Raw genomic sequence first — 20,605 nt, 5'->3', positions numbered from 1 at the left:
TCCTCGTTTACTTTAAAGCGTTATAAACCAAAAGAGCATTCCGGTCGATAATCCGGTCGCCCTCTTTCAGCCCGGTTTCCAGGAAACAGTACTTATCGGTCTGTTTGAATACCGTCACTTCACGGGGCTGCAACACATTGTCGCTGTCTATCCCCACAACAAAATGACGACCGTTCTCGAATATGACGGCACGGGCCTCCACACGGGGCATCACCTTCCCATCTGCATCAGTCTGCACATAGACATTGGTGAACATGCCCGGTTTCAGCAGGTAACCTTCATTCTTCAACTTGACCCGTATGCTCATTGTCTTGCTCTCGCTATCGAGCATATTATAGACCTTGTCAACCGTTCCGGTAAACTCCCTGTCCCGGTAAGCCAGTGTCGTTATGCGGACTGCCGCTCCTTCGCCAACCCTGCTGATATCGCTCTCGTAAACATCGGCTATCACCCAAACGTTATCCAATCCCGAAATCGTGAACAACTCCTCCGTCTGGTCTGAACGTATCTGCATATTGCGGCTTACATTCTTCCCGATAACGAAACCGGAGACAGGCGATTGTATCTCGTAAGTAGAATTACCCGTAATATGGTAGATGGCATACACTTCGTCAATCCGCTTCTGTTCGGCCCGGGCATTTGCCGCTTCCTGCTCTGCCTGAAGGACATCACGTTCGGAAGCCATTCCGCTGTTGAACATATCCCGTGTAGCTTCCAGATTGCGGTCGGCAAGTATAATCTGCTGCCTCGCCTCCTTACGCTGCTTCTCGTAATCAGCCACTTCGCTGCTATGGATAATGGCAAGTATATCTCCTTTCTTTACATAGTCGCCCATCTCGACATTCACCTCTGTGATATTTCCTCCGAAGATGGGATAGACACGTGCCAGTTGTTCCGGATTGAAACCGACACGCCCATTCAACAGCAACTCATTGCTCAAGGGCATCTCATGCACAGTCTCGACCGAAACCACTTTCTGCAAACTGTCGGTCAACATCAAAGGTACCGGTGCTTCCTCCTGCCCGCCAGTTTTCCTACCGCACCCTATCAGTAACGGCAGCAACAGCGTCCATACAATACAATTCTTTTTCATTCTATTTCTCATATCCTTATATTCAATATTCATTAGTCATTAATAGCTGAACACGTCGCTACCCGTCACGGTGTTGACCTCCTCCATGGCGAGGAACACATCTTTCTCCGTCTGGTAAAGTTGCAGGCAGGTTTCTTTATACGCCTGATAATAGTCGATAAACTCCAGCAGGCTGATATTACGTTTTTGGTAGTTGCTGTTTACCCCCTCGATGATAGTCCCGAAGTCGCGTTCCAGTTCAAAGTTGGAAGAACGATACAGTTTGACCGCCTTCTCCAGTCGTGCATAGCTGGTGAAAAGCTCTGTCTCCGCCAGCCGGCGGGCAAGTTCTTCCCGATTCGTGTTTTGCAACACGGCAAGGCGAGCAGATTTGATATTCCCCTGATTGCGGTTGAAGACAGGAACCGAGATGCTCAGTCCTACGGCAAAGTAATTATCACAGAAGTTACCCGCCCTGTCATAAGACCCTTTCAGGCTTACCTCAGGAAAGGCCAGCGACTTTTGCAAGCTCACATTGGCACGTGACACCTGTATATTCGTCCGCGCCATCTTCATATCCGGTCGTCCGGCAAGCCGTTCCGCCAGTTCCGCAAAAGGAACTGCCCCGGTATCCATCTGTTTCAGTACCGACGCATCGAAGACCGGCTCAAACGCCTCGTCTGCCTCCAACCCCAGCAGCAATCGCATATCCCCTTGCAAGGCGATAAGCCGGTTCAAAGCCTCATTCCTCTCCTGTTGCAGAGAAAGCAAAAGTGCCTGTATCCTCGACTTTTCGAGCAGGGAGATATTTCCTTTCTCATTCTGCTCCTTCATTGCTTCCAGGAGTCGTTCCAGGTATCCGGTTTCCTTGTCGTAGACTGAAAGTGATTTCCGGGTATAATAAATCTCAATGAATTTGCTGTTCAACTCGCTGCGCAACGTGCGCAACACCTCTTCAAACTGGTAGACCGCCATCTCCTTGTTTAGCTTCTCCACCCGCACCCGCTTGTTGCGTTGTCCTGCAATATAGATTAGCTGTTCAATCTCTACCACGGCTTCGCCTTCCTTCCCGACGTCAAAATACTTTCCGTTCAGACGGTTGTAGACATTCTGTTCCAGCGAAATGACCGGGTTTTCAAACAGTCTGGCTTGGATAACTCCAGCCTCGGCTATGTCGATATTATAACGCTCCGCAATCAGTTCGAGATTGCAGGCAGCGAAACGCTGCCCGGCTTCCTGTAAAGTAAGTTTGACGGATTGGCCCTCTACCCTGGTGACATAGCAGAATGCCGGTAAGACAAGTAATAAAAGAATGAATCGTTTACCCATGTGCATCTCTTTTTTGAGCGCAAAGGTATAAGGCGGAGCGTTTTACGTCCCTACGTATCCGATTAGAATCCTCTTAGTTGAAATTAGAATTTGATTAGAACCGCTTCAATCATTCATTATCATGCGGTACGGAGGTTTAGGCATCATATCTTCCGTGGTAAGTGTCGGAGGAAATTTAGGATAGATAAGTTCCAGCCAGCGCAAATCTATAGGGCCAGGGACCTCTTCCACTCGTACACGGGCAATCCCCTTCTTCTTGAACCCGAGCAGCTTCGCAGCGCCGGAGGATACGTCAATAATCCGTCCCTTGCGATGTGGACCGCGGTCGGTGACGTAGACTATCACGCTTTTCATATTCTCAAGGTTGGTGACACGCAGATAAGTACCGAAAGGATAAGTGCGGTGGGCGGCAACCATCTCGTCTTTGTCATGGATACGGCCGCTCGATGATTTCCGACCGTGAAAACGTTCATGGTAATAAGAAGCAAACCCCTCCTCCTGTCCCCATACGCCCCCTGTGCTTTGCAAAGCAATCAGCAGAAGAACGATATGGAACAAGCGGAAGGGCATGTGCATTATATAACTAATTTGTATTATTGAAGCAACTCTCCGTTATACTCTCCGGTCAACGTACCGAGGAACGCCACAATCTTCGCCGTTTCGGCATCCGAGATACGTTTTCCAATCTGGAACTCATGCATCACCTGGATAGCATCCTCTATTGTGGTTATCGAACCGTCGTGCATATAAGGCGTTGTTAGCATTACATTACGCAGTGTAGGTGTCTTGAATTTATGGCGGTCAGCCTCGTTCTTGGTTACTGCCCAGCGTCCGTTGTCACCATCCGTCAAGCCAGTGCCGCGGTAATCGAAATAATTATCCTTGATACCCATATATTCATACGACTGTCCGCCCAGGTTCATACCGACGTGGCAAGTCGCGCACTTATTGTCTTTAAACAACTGGTAACCTTCCAGTTCCTCGGCTGTAAGGGCATTCTTGTCTCCTTGCAGGTATTTGTCGAAACGGCTCGGTGTAAGCAACGTCTTTTCAAACTCAGCGATAGCCTCCGTTACCGTCGACTGCGTAAATCCTTCGGGGAATACTTCAAGGAAGCGTTTGCTCAACTCCTTGTCTTCAGCCAGCTTGGCACAGATTTCGTCGAATGAAGCGCTACCCATTTCCACCGGGTTCAAAGGAGGTCCGGCAGCCTGCTCTTTCAGGTCGGCAGCGCGTCCGTCCCAGAACTGCACGAAGTTGAGTGCCGCATTATAAACAGTCGGTGCATTCACTCCGCCGAACTGGCCGTGGATACCTTCCGAGAACTGCTTGCGGTCTACTCCGGCCGTATTCAATCCGTGACAGGTGGCACACGAAACCGTGTTATCACCCGACAGGCGTGTGTCGTGATACAAATCAAATCCTAAAGCAACCTTAGCCGAATCGGTCGGGATAGCAGCCATCAACGGTTGAACCGGTTCATTGGCAAACTCTTCTGCTACGGTAGGCGATACATAATTGTTCTTACGGACATCTTTCGCCCAGGCGATAATGACCGCTTTTTCGTCGTCATTCAGGCTGGTTCCCCAGTGCACTGTGTAATATTTGGCTGGGGGCATCGAACCGCTCAGGGCAGTGTTCTCCACTTTCGCCAAATCGACTTCCGACACAGGCTGTCCGTTATCCAGTGCTGTTAACATCGCTGTAAGGTCCAGATAATGTGTACCTTCTTTCATATCAGCCTGTACAACCGGACCGATAACCGGCAACTTTCCATAAAAAGGAACATTTGCGGTAGCCGAGTGACATTCCATACATCCGTTGTTGCGGATAATCGAAGCTACCTGTTTTGCCTTGTCGCCCTCATGTTTCTTGTACTCATTGGATGAGCACGAAGGCATTGTCAAAGCCAACGTAAGCAGTCCGGCAGGAAGTACCGCCATCTTACTAAAACTAGTGTTACGCATAATTATTGGTTGTTTGAGATTTGTTTATGCAAAAGTAGTTATATTTATTAAGATATCTTCACAAGGGTGATAGGTTTTATTTATGGCAAGATAGGCTGCGTCTATATTACTTCGTCCGCAATGATTCTCCCATTGGTACAATACTGATAAATTTCGTCCCAAACGATAATTGTGCAAAACAGTTTCTTCTCCTGTCCTGTTTTTTATATAGCTTTGCAACACTATGTATAACAATTAAAGCAAAAAGAAAATGTTTAAGAACAAAGCTTTGTGGATTACAATTGCCATTATCGTGGTACTTTTATTTGCCGGTTACTCCTGGGTAAAAGGCACTTACAACACAATGGTTACACAAGATGAAGGAGTAAAAACTGCCTGGAGCCAGGTGGAGAACCAATACCAGCGCCGTATGGACCTTATTCCTAACCTGGTAAATACAGTCAAGGGATATGCAACGCATGAAAAGGAGACCCTGGAAGGTGTGGTAAGCGCCCGCGCCGAGGCGACCAAAACAACCATCGACCCATCCAACCTGAACGAAGAGTCGATGAAGAAATTCCAGGCTGCGCAAGGGGAACTGAGCAGTGCCCTCTCCCGCCTGATGGTCGTACTGGAACGTTATCCGGACCTGAAAGCCAATCAGAACTTCTCCGAATTGCAGGCACAGCTGGAAGGCACAGAAAACCGTATCTCGGTAGAACGCAAGCGTTTCAACGAAACGGCGCAGTCTTATAATACCTATATCCGCAGTTTCCCGACCAATATCCTGGCCGGTATGTTCGGTTTCCAGCCGAAAGCCTATTTCAGTGCGGAGAGCGGTGCGGAGAAAGCTCCGAAAGTTGAATTCTAATCCGATAAGTTCAGGTAAAGGATGAGAAATCTGAATAGAATACTAACGGGTAAACATCTGCCGACTCTATGGTTGGCAGTCTTACTGCTCGTATCCCTTTTCCCGTTACATCTCTCTGCGGCAAAGGATTACACAGTCGAAACGATACCTAACGTACGCCTTTCCGACCGGAGTAATCACGTAAGCAACCCCGACGGAATCATACGGCCTCAGGATGTCGACCGCATCAACCGCCTGTTGCAGATTGTAGAAGACAGCCTGGGAATAGAAGTTGCCGTCGTTGCCGTTGAAAGTATCGGCGATAACGATGCCCGCATGTTTGCCACCGACCTGTTCCAGCACTGGGGTTTGGGGAAAAAGGACAAAGACAACGGACTCCTGATACAGCTTGTTACCGAACCTACGCAACGCTCCGTCGTTTTCGAGACGGGTTACGGCATAGAAGGAGTCCTCCCGGATGCAATCTGTTATCGTCTGCAACAGAGATATATGATTCCGGACCTGAAAGCGGGTGATTATAGTGCCGGTATGCTGAAAGGCGTAGCCGCCGTAAAGCAATACCTGATGGCAAGCGATTATGAGCGTGCCGCCATGACGGGAGGAAACACAAACAGGCAGTCGGAAGGCGATAATCTTTTCCTGTGGTTATTCATGATTATGATGATTGTATTTCCTGCCGGAATCTTTATTCTTGTATCCTTCCTCAAATATCGTCCCCGTATCTGTCCCCGTTGCGGACAGAAGACGCTGGTATATGTCGGTCAGCAAGTTATACAGAGGGCTACTTACCAGTCGGAAGGACTGGCAGAAGATACGTACCGTTGCAAGAATTGCGGTTATACCGAAAAGAAAAACCGGAACATCAGCCGGCTAAGACGTAGCACAGGCCCTATCATCATTGGTGGTGGCGGACGAGGCGGAGGCTTCGGAGGTGGTTTCGGTGGCTTTGGCGGTGGTGGTGGCGGTTCCTGGGGCGGAGGACGCTCGGGAGGCGGCGGTTCCATCAGCCGTTTCTAAACGCCAGGTCCCTGACTTCTAAAGTACAGGTCCAGACAAACTAACACAAAGGTCAGGACTCACTAATACCAGGGTGTACAGGATAATCAATTATGGTGTACACCTTGGCTAACTACCCTGTACAGCCTACCGGAGTAAGGTGTACAGGGTAATTTTACGTTGTTACTACTTTTCAATTAGTTTCTATGCTTCTTTGAGATAAAAAATAAAGGGAAACGAGCTAGTTGTTAACTACTCATTTCCCTTTTATATAAGTAAATATTTCTCTCTACACAAAAGTTTCCGGATTTTATCTGCCATCTGTCATATTCACTCGTATATAACTGTCTACAAATCACTTACAGCATTGCAAATAAAAGTTCTATTTGCAATATCGTCTGTCATCTGTCATCCGGTGAAGGCTTATTCCTACAACTACTTCTGCCTTGCCATCTGTTGATAATAAAGCGCTCATGCATACAAGTGAACCCGCAAAGGCATTTGAACGAAAAAACTCTTATTCTTCACGGATATAGTATTCCGACAGGATATCCCGTACCTTTTCCGGTGTAATTCTTCCGTAGACTTTACCTCCTATCGTCACTACGGGAGCCAGTCCGCAAGCCCCGACACAACGCAGGCAGTCTAGAGAAAACAGACCGTCGGGGGTGGTCTCTCCTATCTTGATTTCCAGTTGACGCTGAAATTCGTCCAGTACTTTCTCGGCTCCCCGCACATAACAGGCGGTTCCCAGACAGACGGAAATAGGGTATTTCCCTTTCGGAGTCATGGTAAAGAACGAATAAAAGGTGACTACACCATACACACGGGATACGGGAATATGCAGTTCGGCCGCTACCATTTCCTGCACTTCGCGGGGAAGGTAACCGAAGATTTCCTGTGCTGCGTGCAGGATATTGATTAGCTCGCCGGGGTCGTTGTCATGCTCTTTGCAGATAGCATGCAGTTCGTTTACTTTCGGTTGGGGCAAATGTATCTTTTCCATGGCTTATTCGTCTTTATCGGTTTCCAAAAACATATTGACTACTTCTTTGCGGTCGAAGTAATGAGTATGCAGTAATTCATGCGCCTTTGGTCCGCAGGGTTCGCCCAGGTATTCTTTATATAACTGCTGAATATACGGATTCTCATGGCTTTTGCGGAGCGGTTTGCTTTCGTCTTCGCTGTAAAGGGCGGCGGCACGTTTACGCAAAACATCCATCCTTCCCTGATGGAAGGGTTGGCCGCCACCTCCGATGCAGCCACCGGGGCAGGCCATTATCTCGATAACATGATAAGGAGACTTTCCGCTTTTTACTTCTTCAACCAGTTTACGGGCATTACCGAGACCGTGGGCGATACCTATCTTCACAGGAACGCCGTCAAAGTTAATCGTTCCGCTACGGATACCTTCCAGTCCGCGCAATTCCTTAAACTCGATTCGTTCGAGCGGCTTCTTCGTATATAGTTCATAGGCTGTACGGCAGGCAGCTTCTATAACTCCCCCGGTAGTTCCGAAGATAACTCCGGCACCGGTCGATTCGCCGAGAGGATGGTCGAAGTCGCTGTCGGGAAGTTCGTTGAAGTTTATATTGGCATAACGAATCAGACGGGCCAGTTCACGGGTATAGATGGAAATATCTACATCCGGATTTCCTTCTACGGCAAACTCCGGACGGCTGGCTTCATATTTCTTTGCCAGGCAAGGCATGATGGAGACAACAACTATATCTTTACGGTCTACTCCCAGCTTTTCTGCAAAATAACTTTTGGCTATGGCTCCGAACATCTGTTGCGGGCTTTTAGCTGTAGACAGATTATCACGCAACTCCGGGAAGTGCTGCTCGACAAAGCTGACCCAACCGGGACAGCAACTGGTCATCATCGGTATTTTCACTTCTTCATCCCCCGAAAGATATTTGCTGAGACGCTGAAGAAGCTCCGTTCCCTCTTCCATAATGGTCAGGTCGGCCGCAAAGTCAGTATCAAAGACATAGTCAAAACCTAACTGGCGAAGAGCCGATACCATCTTTCCGGTAACCAATGTGCCCGGCTCACAGCCGAAGTCACGTCCGAGGGCGGTGCGTACAGCCGGAGCAGTCTGGGCTATCACAATCTTAGCCGGATTAGCCAATGCATCCAATACGGGCTGCTGGGTATTGCGGCCGCTCAAGGCATTTACCGGGCAGACGGAAACACATTGTCCGCAATAAGAACAGGTACTTCCGGCGATATCACGCTCAAAGGCTGTAGAGACGGCTGCGTTGAAACCGCGGTTGACGGCCGTCAATGCTCCTACTGTCTGAATATTGTTACACATCGTTTCGCAACGGCGGCACATGATACATTTATTCATGTTACGGACGATGGAAGGAGAACGGTCTATCTCAAAGGTGGATTGTTCTCCTTGATACCGTATTTCACGGATACCCAAATCGTGGGCTATTGTTTGCAGTTCGCAATATCCGTTACTGCTACAGGTAAGGCAACCGGCCGGATGGTTGGACAGAATCAGTTCCATCACTGTCTTCCGGGCATTCATTACCCGGGGAGTATGGGTCCTTACAACCATTCCTTCCGTACATTCCATCTTACAAGACGGGGCCAGGTTACGGCGGCCTTCAATTTCCACTACACAGATACGGCAGGCGCCGGGATTGTTCTCGTAATGCAAATCTTCGAGTTTCATATGACAAAGTGTCGGGATACGGATTCCCATGCTCTTTGCTGCGTCGAGGATGGTAGTACCTTTCGGGACTTCCACTTCTCTGTTATCTATTGTTAGTTTTATGTTTTCCATATCTTTTCTGTCAACTGTCAATTATTCACTGTCAACCATTTAATGTACGTAAATAGCATCGAACTTACATTTCTCTATACATGACCCGCAACGGATACAAACATCCGAGTCGATAGTATGGGGAACCTTCCGGCTGCCGGTAATGGCATGTACCGGACAGATTCGGGCACACATCGTACAGCCTTTGCATTTCTCCGGATTGATAAAATACTGGGTAAGTTCGCGGCACTGGTGGGAAGGACAACGTTGTTCATCGACATGTGCCAGGTATTCGTCATAGAAGTTATCCATGGTGGAAAGGACAGGGTTCGGAGAGGTCTGTCCCAGTCCGCAGAGAGCGGTATCCTTTATAACCATGGCCAGGTTACGCAGTTTATCGAGGTCTTCGAGAGTTCCTCTGCCCGATGTAATCTTTTGCAGTATCTCATGCAGCCGTTTATTTCCAATCCGGCAAGGGGCGCATTTGCCACAGGATTCTTCCACGGTGAAATCCAGATAGAACTTAGCCATCGCTACCATACAATCGTCTTCATCCATCACAATCATACCGCCCGACCCCATCATGGAACCGGCCGCTATCAGGTTATCGTAGTCGATCGGCAAGTCCAGATGCTTTTCTGTAAGACATCCGCCGGAAGGGCCTCCGGTCTGTACGGCTTTAAATTTCTTTCCGTCTTTTATTCCCCCGCCGATACCGAATATCACCTCACGAAGCGTCGTTCCCATCGGGACTTCAATCAGACCGACATTGTTTACTTTTCCAGCCAGGGCAAAGACCTTGGTTCCTTTGCTCTTCTCCGTTCCTATACTGCTGAACCATCCGGCTCCTTTCAGCAGGATAACGGGGATATTGGCGTAGGTCTCCACATTATTTACATTGGTCGGACAACCTTTATATCCATGTTCACTGGGGAATGGCGGTTTAACTGTAGCTTCACCGCGTAACCCTTCCATACTATGTATCAGGGCTGTTTCCTCTCCGCAAACAAAAGCACCGGCACCATAACGTATCTGGATATCGAAAGAGAAGTCTGTACCAAATATGTTTTCTCCTAAAAAGCCATATTCCTTTGCTTGTTGTATCGCTATCTTTAAACGTTCTACGGCTAGCGGATATTCGGCCCGGATATAGACAAGTCCTTTACTGGCACCGGTACAGTATCCGTTGATAGCCATCGCTTCCACAATGGAATGCGGGTCGCCTTCCAGGATAGAACGGTCCATGAACGCTCCCGGGTCGCCTTCATCAGCATTGCAGACTACATATTTCTGCGGAGCCTGCACCTTGCGGGTAATCTGCCATTTGAGTCCGGTAGGGAAACCGCCGCCGCCTCGGCCCCGCAATCCGCTATCCAGAATCTCTTTAATCACTTCATCGGGCGTCATCTCGGTCAGGGCTTTTCCTAAAGCTATATAACCGTCGCGGGCAATATATTCGTCAATGTTTTCGGGATTGATGAAACCACAGTTACGCAAGGCTATACGCAATTGTTTTTTATAAAAGTTGATGTGCTTGGAGTCGAGTATCTGTTCGTTCGTTTCAGGGTTTACATAAAGCAGCTGCTCTACTTTACGTCCTTTTATCAGATGTTCGTTTACAATATCGTTCGCATCTTCGGGAGTAACCTCCACATAAAATGTATTATCCGGAATCAGTTTCACTACCGGACCTTTCTCGCAAAAGCCGAAACAGCCGGTACGGATTACCTGCACACTCTCCTGTAATCCGTTCTCCCTGACAGCCTCTTTCAGATTTTGAAGTATGAGTTCGCTTTGTGATGCACGGCAGCCTGTACCGCCGCACACCAGAATATAGTTGCTATATTGTGCCATTATGTAAGTATTTGTATTGGTTTGTTATTCAGGTCCGACCGCGTTGTAGTTGACCGGTATGATGTCATCCAGCAAAATTCCCTGTTTGATGTAACAGGTTATAATCTCGTCAACTTTGGCTTTGTTGACACGACCAAATACGATCGGTTCTTTGCCGGGAACAGTAATCTCTACTGTCGGTTCCGCATAGCAATAGCCCATACACCCGGTTTGAGTGACCAGGGCATCTACACGTTCCCGGTCAAGAGCTTCAATAAAATAACTCATAACTTCTTTGGCTCCGGCTGCGATGCCACAGGTTGCCATGGCAACCTTTATCTGAACCATCTGCTCGGGATTGTTACTTTTCTCGCGTAAATCGAGGGAAGCGCGTAAAGATTCGCGCATCTTCCGAAGGTCATCTAACGTTTTTACTTTGTTCATCATCGTACACATTTAAGGCATTATTACCACATGGGTATGACGCAAACATACGTATTTCTGTTTAAATTACGGCTGTGTTTTATCCTAAAAATAAAAAAGATTTACTTGTCTTCCACCGCTCGGGTTTGAAGGACTTTGGAGTTTGGCGGCACACTATGGGTTAGCCAAATGTTACCGCCTATCACTGAACCTTTTCCAATTGTAATACGTCCCAGAATAGATGCATTGGAGTAAATAGTTACATAATCTTCAATGATCGGATGACGGGGAACGTCGATAGGCAATCCTTCTTCATCCAGTGTAAAGTTTTTAGCTCCCAAAGTAACTCCCTGGTACAAACGAACGTGATTACCTATAATAGCTGTTTGTCCCACCACGATACCGGTACCGTGGTCTATACTGAAATATTCTCCAATCTGCGCCCCTGGATGAATGTCGATGCCGGTCTCGGAATGGGCCATCTCCGTGATAATACGGGGTAACACAGGGACACCCAGCTTTAATAATTCATGGGCAACCCGTTGATGAAGAATAGCATGTACAGCCGGATAGCAGAAGATTATTTCGCTAAGGCTCTTTGCTGCCGGGTCACCATCCAGAATAGCTTTGACATCTGTTGAAAGCAGATATTTAATATGAGGTATCTTATTTATAAAGTCTATCGCAATCCGGGATGCCCGGTCCTTTGAATCGCAGCAACGGTCTACTTCAAAGCACAAACCATTATATATCTGTTCGTGGAGCAAATCATAGATTTGTTCCAGATATACCCCTGTATAATATTGAATAGAATCAACCTGTGCCTCCTGCTCGGAACCGAAGAACCCCGGAAAGATAACTTTCCGAAGCAACAACATAACTTCCCGAAGCGAAAGAACAGAAGGCGATGGCTTCTGATGCAGCGGAATATATTTATACTCCGGCAAATCGGAAGCCGACAAACGTTCTACGTTTTTTTGTATCTGGTTTAAGATATCAGTCCTGTTCATATCGATTCTATTTTTGCGGCACATCCCATAAAGGATCGTACGTCTTCAAATAAGAAGAATAATAATTGATCAAGAAAATGTATATGGTATCATTCAACAAGAATATCCTATAATCGACAGGCGTATTAGTCAACTTTTTAGGGAAACTGGACATTTTGGACCAGTCTTTCGTTGTCAAATTAAAACGCCAAATAACACCACCATTGTCTATATAGTATAAGCAATCTTTGAACAAAACACCCGAACAAACATTTTTCATCTCAGGCGGAGTCTTTGCTAACAAAGTCCAATCACTCCAATTACCAGAGGTATTAATCCACAATCCCCGTTCATCCGGACCATCTTCCGGTTTATTACCCAGTCCGACAAATACACTATCACCAGAAGTGATAGAAACGCCAGCCTTTATAGGAACCTGGAAATTTCCACATCCGGTCCATTCCTTATTGACCATATCATACCGATATATGGTATCCCGCACAGCCAGATTGCCTTCACCAAGACTTTCTCCTCCGATTAAGATGATTGAATCTTTATAAACAAAACTTGTCGGAAAGATACATTCCATCTTCTTATCAGTTTCCAATGAAGCAAACTGAGTCCAAGTATTACTACTATAAGTATACAATTCAGTATACCATCTAGCACTTGTAATTCCGGCAACAGAGTAAACATTATCATCCTGTGTACAGACGGAAATACCATACGCATTCTCTTTATAAGAAGCCAAAGCGGCCCATTTATTTTCACTCGGACTATAACCGTAAAGATCTTTAACATACCCGGTACCAGAAGATCCTCCCAAAACATATATCTGATTATTCGCACAGAATGTAGCAAACTCAACACGTCCGGTTCCAGGGAAAGTAGCCAGGTCATTTCCGAATATTGAAGGAGTCGTAAAAGACTTGACCTCATTACTTGGAGTATCACCTGATTCATTGGTTGCATAAGCCCTGACAGAATAAGTCTTACCTCCCTTCATTCCCTCAATAGAAATATTAAATTTCTTATCTTCATCAAGATCAGCAGTGGTAAACTCTTTTTTCCCTTCATAATTTTTCGGACCAGGGGCAGAGGTAGAAGAATAATAAATAGCTAATTTAGTCACAGGAGTTTTCCCTTCACTTTGTAATTCTCCACCAATAGTAACAACTCCTGCATCCATGACATAAGTTGAAGGATCATTGAGAAATATAGTCGGGAGATCTCTCTTCGTTACAACTCTGATCGTATCATTACTGTATCGTGTTCCGAAAGCATTTGTTGCATAAGCAATAACATAGTAATTTGTTGCCGCTTTCAAGTTCTCTATCCGAGCTTCAAAGAAATTATCATTCCCTAAGGAAAGGGCTTGAACTGTACTGTCTTCCTCAATATTCGGTCTTCCTGGCGTTTTAATATCTGTCCCCCAGCAGAAACCGAACTCTTTAACAGCAGAATCTCCTTCACTAATCAGTTCTGCTCTTAAATCTACATAATCATATGCAGCTTCTCCCTTGATACTGATACTGCCTAATTTAGGGAGACCGTCTTTTGTTGTAAATTTTACTTTCCCATCAGAACTGAATGTTCCAAATTTATTCTTCACATAGGCTTCTACAAAATACTCCGTATTGGGTTCCAATCCTTTAATAGTATATACTAAAACACTGTCATCCCGAAGTTCTACACCTCTCTCCCTATTGAATGTCGTATCTTTTTCCGCATTAAACAAACGGAAACCATAGTCTTCATAATCACCTTCCCCTTTCTCCGCAATGATACCTTTTACATCTACCGAAGTAGCATCAACCGCATCATCATCAACAACCGATGTCTTGACCCTACCGGTACCGGGATTTGTATTGACTTTAATTGTATCTCCATAGCTGGTGCCAACTCCATTAATCGCATAAGGACATATCATGTAAGTTTCACCATCCGTCAGTTGACTTATCGTTAAGCTATATGTTCCTTTACCCTCTTTTTCTTCATCAGTAACTTTTCGGGTGCTGGAACTTTTTTCTTCCCAATACTGAAATCCGCGTTCAGTAACCGGAGAGCCATTTTCCTTCTTTATGGTAGCTTTAGCAAGAATCGTCGTCGCCGTCTTTGTAATGTCATCTCCACTAAACTTTTCAAACTCTGGTTTCAATGCATTTTGCAATCCGGTATTCATCTCCGGATCCTCCAAACAACCAAATAATAGTAAAGATAATATAGTTATTAAAAAGTATAATTGTTTCATAAGCCTATCAATTAAAAGAATACACCAACACCTGCATTCAAATCTACATATTTAAAATTCAAAGTATTACATCCGGCATTAACAAACACAGAACCGAATTTTACCATAAAGTCCAAGTCTACAACAACCCCTTCGTGAGAGTAATCTGTATTTTTAGCCCAGTCGTTTTTCTGTATACTAACATCATCCCAACTGGTCGTTTGATATTCACATAACAATTCCCGTTTGCCATACCCCAAACCGACAGAAGTATATAGCCAGGGAGTACATTTAACGACAAGGCCGACAGAGGCAGCTAAACTGTTCACTTTCTTTTCGTTTGTAAATCTCAAGGATGTATTATCCGGATAACTTACAAATTCATCCGTTCCCCGGCATTCATAGGTGTAGTTATCAAATGACATATTGGTTTTAAAACGAGCATACCAACCGAACCTTTCCCCGACACCTCCAACGGTTAACCCATAAGGAGCCTCTATTGAAAAAGCATAACCGACAAAGAACTTCATGGGTTCTCTTGGCTTTTTTTCTTTTTGGGGTATATAAGAAATCAGCTCCATCGGCCGGCGAAGTTCTTCCAGACGATTACTCCAACTTCTGGCACGTTCCTCATTAGCCTGCGTCCCGATGCCTTCCGTATAATAATGTATCAATTGCGATATTGCTGTTGTATCGCTCTCTATTGTCGCTTTGTCTCTCAGGCAATCAAAACATCGACTCATCAGGCTACGCATGGAAGGACGCATTTTCTTATTGTTTTTCCATATAGTTGTCAATTGATCAATGCTATACGAATCACATTGTATGACACCCTCTTCATACCACATTGTCGCCATCCTGTAATCCTGACGCCTCATTGCCTCGTCGCCTTTTCTGTTATATTCAGTTTGTTGCTGTGCCATCATATATCCCGGCAGCACTGCAACAAATAAGATAAATATCCAAAGTCTTTTCATAAATACAATTAATAATAATCCGGTAAACGTTCACTAATCATTATACCTTCTGCATTATAAATATCGAACAGATCATCCTCTCTAAGAAACGCCCTATACCCTTGTTGGGTTTGATAGGCAGCCAAATACTTACATTTGATACGTTCTCTCGCATTGGCATCTATCGCTCCAAACTTTTGTGTCTCCTTTTTCTGAACGATCATGAGTTCCCCAAAAGGCTTCACTTCATCATACAGTGCTTTTCTGCCAGCCAAAAGTATCTCTTCTTCTTTGACTTTACGTTTTTCAATCAGACTAATCAGTTCATCTGTCATTTTGATTCTGGCAGCCTTACTGAAATCAGTACCGGCATCAGCAATCTCCTCTGTTGCTTTTATAAAATCAGCCGCATCACTGGATGCATCCGATGCTGCCATTTTATTTTTGCCGGAAGCGATCAATGCTTCAAACTCTGCATTCATCTCTGCTTCAGTAGGAACTGATGGTGCTGTTACCGGCTGCTTTATATCGTTAACGACGGGTTCGACTTTCTGCTTTACAGGATCGGTCTGTTTCGGAGTCGTTTCCGGTTTAACAATCGTCTTTTCCTGTGAGTCCGGTCGAACGCTGGCATTCTCTTCCTTTGATTCAGATTCTGTTTCAGGTTCTGCTTCAACAACTCCCGAAGTATTATTTTCGTCAATAACAACAGGAACAGTCGAATCTGATACAGGATTATTATTCCCTTCCGGAACAGAATTCAAAACTTCAGCAACAGGAGGAACAGCTTTACTGCGCTGCACCAAAAGAGCCACCGCTGAACCTATACTTGCAAATATAATAATTAGTAAAGAGATTAACGTTACTTTTCTTTTTTTCTTTTTAGGTACTGCCGGTATATCGACGTTATTCAGTACAGTCTCATCCCCTTCATCCTTTCCGGATTGAGGCAAACGGGTCGTAAACAGAATCGTTGTCTCATCTTCTTCGAAATATTCGGGGGAAGAAATATCTTTCTTTATCTCCTCTTCTTCAACTTCGGGAAAATCCAATGCAGCCAGCATTTCCGACATTGACTGGAAACGGTCAGCCGGAACAATCTCCATCGCTTTGATAATAGCCGCTTCCGTTTTTGCTGAAATGGATGGATTCAAATCCCGGGGGGAAGGCAACGGACGTGCTGCACGAAGAATGGATTCTGTGGGAATCTTCCCCGTCAACAGATTATACATGGTTGCTCCCAACGAATAAATATCCGGGCAAGGGGAAAAACTTTGCGTACCTTCATTATCATATTGTTCAATAGATGCAAACCCTTTCGATAAAGTTAACATCGTGGTACTCGTTTCCTGCTGCTCGATATCATACCGTTTACTCACACCAAAGTCAATCAGACGCGCTTTCCCGCTCTGATCAATCAATATATTGCTGGGTTTGATATCCAAATGAAGAATATTCTTCTCATGAACAAACTGAAGGGCCTCTCCTATCTGACGCATATATCTGAGAACTCTCGCTTCAGGCATTATACCCTCCTTATCCATCTTATATTTCAGACTATTACCTGAAATATACTCCATAGCAATATAGGCCGTGTCATTTTCTTCAAACACTTCCAATACATTCACAATATGGGGATGATGAACATCGGACAGGATTTTAGCTTCTTTGATCAATTTCTCTTTAAACTTCTCAAAAAGAGCCCTGCCCGTTTCAGAATGGACCTTGACAGCGAAAGAGTCAGGATCTCTGTAACAGTAATCTTTAAAAAAATATTCTTTTACACATATAGGAACTTCCGTTTTGATCGTTCCTAGCGGTCCCTTAACTTCTGTATACCAAACGCCTTTGTAAGTTATACCAAAGCCGCCCTGACCAACTACATGAGTAAGTCGATACTTTCCGTTTTGAAGAGGATATCCGTTTGGCAAATTCATAACTTTCTCGCGCTATTCTTTTTAATCTGCCAAAATTACGTTATTTATATAAAAGAATAAAGGAAAGAGAGAATATTTTGTTTTATTCCGATAGATTCACCTACATTTTGAACTGGTAAAATGTAAAAAGAAAAGTTATCTCTGGTTTTTCCGCAACAGGCAGCCATAATACCGTCTTTGATGTCTTCCGGATTGTTATAAGTGGAGAAAATAGAAGAAAGATCTTCGTTTTTAAGTCTTTCCAACACACCATCGGTACACATAAAGAAATAATCGCCCGCTTGTATATCCTTTAAAAGGACTACATCGGCTTCTGTCGGATGCTCCGATCCCTGTATGGCACGAATTATTACGTTTTTTCGCGGATGGGTCAATGCTTCTTCTTTGCTTATTTTCCCCAGTTTGACAAGCGAATTAACCAGCGAATGGTCTTCTGTCTGATAAATAATTTCTCCCTGGCGGAACTGGTAAATACGGCTATCCCCAATATGTGCCAGTGTTATTCCCGAAGCTCCGACTGAAACCATCGTTAATGTGGTAGCCATACCCTTTGCTTCCGGATGATTTTTCACATAATCGTCAAAGCGTGCCTCCGTATAACCGACAGCTTTATTAACAAACTCTTCGGTAGGTTCATCCTCTAAGAAGGTGGAAAAGAATGTCTGAAAAGATTCACAAGCTAATGAGCTTGCAATCTCCCCTTTTTCTGAGCCGCCGACACCATCGCAGACCAGAAATAATTTCTGATTGGAGTTTACCCTTTCCGGTAAGGGGTAAATAGAATCCTCGTTGTTTTGTCTACCGCCTTTTTCACAAACGGCCCAAGGCTTGCCAATCGTTATATTCATAGCACGAACAGATTTTATTCATTAAAGCGGAGAACCGTATGGCCGATAATGATCTCGTCATTGTTCTTAAGCACTACGACCTCTCCATTTTCAAGGTAATTACTATTATATAACGTATGGTTTTTACTATTATTGTCAGAAAGAAAATGTTTATACCCTCCTTTCGGGTCTTTTTTAACTTCTATTCGTATATGTTCCCTGCTCATCGACTTATCAGCCGTTGCAATTCCTATTGTAGCGTTCGAAGCGTTAGATTTACGACCAATGATTGCAATACCTTCATTGAGAGGGAAAATTTGTTCCGGTGTAGCCGAATCTCCAACAACTGTAAGCTGTCCCGTACCATTCGAAACCGGATTGACAAGAATTGTATCCTGATCCGCATCAAGTCCTTGTTTTCCCAGTTGAAGCAAAGAGACAGGAATCGGTTGTTTACACTTCGGACATTTAAAGGAGGTCAGATCGAGGGGAAGTTTCCCCTCGTCTACCTTTAATCCTACGTGACAATGTGGACATTTAACTGAAATCATAGCATAAATGATAAATCTGCTCCGTCGATATCAGTTGAGAAAGTATCATGTACGTCTGCATCCGACAAGAATATTGTGTCGTCAGATAATGTAATAAAATCTGAAACATCCATATTATCGTCATCAATCATTACGATACCAGATAAATCGTTTTCCCCATCCACATCTACAACTACCGCATCACTAAATACGGAGTCGTCACTGTCTAGTGTAACAAATGTGTATTCCTCCTCTTGCATACTGGTTTGAATTAAAATTATTCTTTCTGGAAACAAAAGTAGGAAAAGTAACGGATTAAATTAACATCTAATATTCTCTTATAATCAAAGGTTTGGGTTTTATGTACAAACTGTCCGCTTTTGAGATACGAAACAACTTATTCACTGACCCACTTTGCTTTACAGGAAGAAACAGGGCATTGTTTCCTGTTCCTCAGAGATTCCCAGGGAATTTCACCTAGAAAAGTACCGCATTTAGGACATACGTAGTCTATTTTAAATCGGTTTGCAATGTCCTGAAGCTGTTGAGGAGTCTTGGATGCCTGCTTTGCACCCAGGTAAATGCCTATCGTCGGGGCACAGATAGTTATAAACAAACTTATAGCCAAGAACTCCGGACTTCCTTTGCCCAGAAATCCGATCACAACGCCTATCACACCGGGCAGCGCAAAAGGAAGAGACTGGAATAATCTGGTTTTAAACTGGTTAGCCGACTGTATCTTAACTTTTTCTTGAACATAATCGTCATACACTTTCTTCAGTGCTGCAAACTCTTCACTATAATCATTATTATATTTAAGCGCTTCAGTCAAGTTCAGTACATACCCGGTTCCAAGAATAATCTTGTCCGTTGGTGTAATACGTTTCTTGACGATCTGTGAACCATTGACGAAAGTTCCGTTTGTAGAGCCGAGATCTTCCAACAACCAACAGCCATGATCCTCACGAACCAGACAAGCATGATGTCTGCTAACATGAGGATCATTCACTATAAAATCATTATCTTCAGCTTTACCGATTTTAATCTTCATCTTTCACTTCCTTTGGTTCTTCCGGTTTACCCATTTCCTTTTCCAGCGATTCTTTTAGTACTTTTAAAGGATCTTTGGATATTATAAGTTCCCTAGGCTTGCCTTCTTCTGTCAATAATAACAGTTTTTGCTTGGGTAAATTAATTTGCAGGATATGATTTTTATTGATGATGTGACTTTTTCCTACTCTCATTAATATCTTGTTGCATCCCTCTACCTGCTTCTCCAGTATCTCTTCTATCTTACCGATATTAATCGCAAACGTAAACTGGATTCCATTGGATAATAGTAATTTAGTATAATTTCTATCAGCTTCAAAGTAGAGTATCTGCCCTATCTTTATCCGTAACAACTCATCCCTCGTCTTAATTATTAAATACCGCTCCATACGTTGATATTGTTTTTTTAATTTTCATCAAGTAACAAATATACGGCATTTTATCTTTACCCCGGCTATATTTTATAAAGAAATATAAATGGGAAGAGGAATATTTGCGGAAAATATTCCTCTTTCATTCCTGAATACTAAGCATTTTGATGAAAATAAGTTATCTGTTAAATTTCAACTGCTTTGCAGATATAGTTTTAAACAGGAAACTAATCTCACTCCAAAGTAGGATAAAGAGGATTGCCTGTTTCATCAACTTCAGTCCAGTTTTTTACATTCACACTTGAAAATGTAACGGTGTTTCCATCGATTATTGCACTAAATAAATACCTTAGTTTTGGCAGATAGAATTTCGATAAGATAAAAAAGATAGATTTGTAATATGTCAAACCATTGAAAGAAAGGAAGACAAAGAGTGAACCAGTAAAAAAATGGAATAAGATTCATG

19 protein-coding genes and 1 pseudogene are annotated in these 20,605 nt (G+C 44.3%); 2 read left to right on the top strand and 18 right to left on the bottom strand.

Annotated elements, in window-relative coordinates:
* Positions 1-7 precede the first annotated feature (7 nt).
* The 4 genes from NBH15_RS15485 to NBH15_RS15470 form a co-directional block, all read right to left on the bottom strand.
* Entirely contained in the window at positions 8-1,093 is a 1,086-nt protein-coding gene (locus NBH15_RS15485; protein WP_233566860.1) for an efflux RND transporter periplasmic adaptor subunit, read from the bottom strand.
* Between the two features lie 39 nt (positions 1,094-1,132).
* Positions 1,133-2,401: a TolC family protein gene (locus NBH15_RS15480; RefSeq protein ID WP_250823014.1), complete on the bottom strand. Its 1,269-nt coding sequence runs from the start codon at positions 2,399-2,401 to the stop codon at positions 1,133-1,135.
* 105 nt (positions 2,402-2,506) lie between these two features.
* Positions 2,507-2,971 (bottom strand): septal ring lytic transglycosylase RlpA family protein, encoded by a 465-nt coding sequence (locus tag NBH15_RS15475; protein WP_350472274.1) that lies wholly within the window; start codon positions 2,969-2,971, stop codon positions 2,507-2,509.
* Between the two features lie 23 nt (positions 2,972-2,994).
* Positions 2,995-4,368 carry a cytochrome c peroxidase gene (locus tag NBH15_RS15470; protein ID WP_046147103.1) on the bottom strand — a complete coding sequence of 458 codons (1,374 nt, stop codon included), beginning with the start codon at positions 4,366-4,368 and terminating at the stop codon, positions 2,995-2,997.
* 250 nt (positions 4,369-4,618) lie between these two features.
* Here NBH15_RS15470 and NBH15_RS15465 point away from each other — a divergent pair, with 250 nt between their 5' ends.
* Positions 4,619-5,218: a LemA family protein gene (locus tag NBH15_RS15465; RefSeq protein ID WP_007656758.1), complete on the top strand. Its 600-nt coding sequence runs from the start codon at positions 4,619-4,621 to the stop codon at positions 5,216-5,218.
* A 21-nt stretch (positions 5,219-5,239) separates the two neighbouring features.
* On the top strand, positions 5,240-6,235 hold the full coding sequence (locus NBH15_RS15460) for a TPM domain-containing protein (RefSeq protein WP_250823012.1): 996 nt from the start codon (positions 5,240-5,242) through the stop codon (positions 6,233-6,235).
* A gap of 496 nt (positions 6,236-6,731) precedes the next feature.
* On the opposite strand, the gene NBH15_RS15455 is transcribed toward NBH15_RS15460, so the two are convergent.
* The 14 genes and pseudogenes from NBH15_RS15455 to NBH15_RS15390 form a co-directional block, all read right to left on the bottom strand.
* Positions 6,732-7,220 carry an NADH-quinone oxidoreductase subunit NuoE family protein gene (locus NBH15_RS15455; protein ID WP_007656762.1) on the bottom strand — a complete coding sequence of 163 codons (489 nt, stop codon included), beginning with the start codon at positions 7,218-7,220 and terminating at the stop codon, positions 6,732-6,734.
* 3 nt (positions 7,221-7,223) lie between these two features.
* A complete protein-coding gene (locus tag NBH15_RS15450; protein ID WP_195585662.1) occupies positions 7,224-9,014 on the bottom strand; it encodes an NADH-dependent [FeFe] hydrogenase, group A6 in 1,791 nt (596 codons plus the stop codon).
* Positions 9,015-9,053: 39 nt separating this feature from the next.
* Positions 9,054-10,847 carry an NADH-quinone oxidoreductase subunit NuoF gene (locus tag NBH15_RS15445; RefSeq protein WP_250823011.1) on the bottom strand — a complete coding sequence of 598 codons (1,794 nt, stop codon included), beginning with the start codon at positions 10,845-10,847 and terminating at the stop codon, positions 9,054-9,056.
* Between the two features lie 24 nt (positions 10,848-10,871).
* Positions 10,872-11,270: a (2Fe-2S) ferredoxin domain-containing protein gene (locus NBH15_RS15440; protein ID WP_007656771.1), complete on the bottom strand. Its 399-nt coding sequence runs from the start codon at positions 11,268-11,270 to the stop codon at positions 10,872-10,874.
* A gap of 101 nt (positions 11,271-11,371) precedes the next feature.
* Positions 11,372-12,259 carry a serine O-acetyltransferase gene (locus NBH15_RS15435; RefSeq protein WP_010803101.1) on the bottom strand — a complete coding sequence of 296 codons (888 nt, stop codon included), beginning with the start codon at positions 12,257-12,259 and terminating at the stop codon, positions 11,372-11,374.
* A gap of 7 nt (positions 12,260-12,266) precedes the next feature.
* Positions 12,267-14,489: a Kelch repeat-containing protein gene (locus NBH15_RS15430; RefSeq protein WP_250823010.1), complete on the bottom strand. Its 2,223-nt coding sequence runs from the start codon at positions 14,487-14,489 to the stop codon at positions 12,267-12,269.
* 11 nt (positions 14,490-14,500) lie between these two features.
* Positions 14,501-15,445 (bottom strand): hypothetical protein, encoded by a 945-nt coding sequence (locus NBH15_RS15425; protein WP_250823009.1) that lies wholly within the window; start codon positions 15,443-15,445, stop codon positions 14,501-14,503.
* 8 nt (positions 15,446-15,453) lie between these two features.
* Positions 15,454-17,361, bottom strand: coding sequence for a serine/threonine protein kinase (locus NBH15_RS15420; RefSeq protein ID WP_250823008.1), 1,908 nt, complete (start codon positions 17,359-17,361; stop codon positions 15,454-15,456).
* Positions 17,362-17,405: 44 nt separating this feature from the next.
* Positions 17,406-18,209 (bottom strand): PP2C family protein-serine/threonine phosphatase, encoded by an 804-nt coding sequence (locus NBH15_RS15415; RefSeq protein ID WP_128133355.1) that lies wholly within the window; start codon positions 18,207-18,209, stop codon positions 17,406-17,408.
* Between the two features lie 14 nt (positions 18,210-18,223).
* Positions 18,224-18,739: an FHA domain-containing protein gene (locus NBH15_RS15410; RefSeq protein WP_010803097.1), complete on the bottom strand. Its 516-nt coding sequence runs from the start codon at positions 18,737-18,739 to the stop codon at positions 18,224-18,226.
* Positions 18,736-18,978, bottom strand: coding sequence for a hypothetical protein (locus tag NBH15_RS15405; RefSeq protein WP_007656785.1), 243 nt, complete (start codon positions 18,976-18,978; stop codon positions 18,736-18,738). The genes NBH15_RS15410 and NBH15_RS15405 overlap by 4 nt, the downstream gene beginning before the upstream one ends.
* 137 nt (positions 18,979-19,115) lie before the next feature.
* On the bottom strand, positions 19,116-19,769 hold the full coding sequence (locus NBH15_RS15400) for an FHA domain-containing protein (protein WP_007656786.1): 654 nt from the start codon (positions 19,767-19,769) through the stop codon (positions 19,116-19,118).
* Positions 19,759-20,157 carry a LytTR family DNA-binding domain-containing protein gene (locus tag NBH15_RS15395; protein WP_007656787.1) on the bottom strand — a complete coding sequence of 133 codons (399 nt, stop codon included), beginning with the start codon at positions 20,155-20,157 and terminating at the stop codon, positions 19,759-19,761. The genes NBH15_RS15400 and NBH15_RS15395 overlap by 11 nt, the downstream gene beginning before the upstream one ends.
* 215 nt (positions 20,158-20,372) lie before the next feature.
* A pseudogene (locus NBH15_RS15390) lies at positions 20,373-20,486 on the bottom strand (fimbrillin family protein); the annotation flags it as partial.
* Positions 20,487-20,605: the final 119 nt, after the last annotated feature.

Origin of the sequence: Parabacteroides caeci, from assembly GCF_023656795.1 — a bacterium.
Taxonomy (GTDB): Bacteria; Bacteroidota; Bacteroidia; order Bacteroidales; family Tannerellaceae; genus Parabacteroides; species Parabacteroides segnis.
Note: the sequence above shows the minus strand (reverse complement) of the source record. Positions and strands in the feature narration are given on the sequence as shown.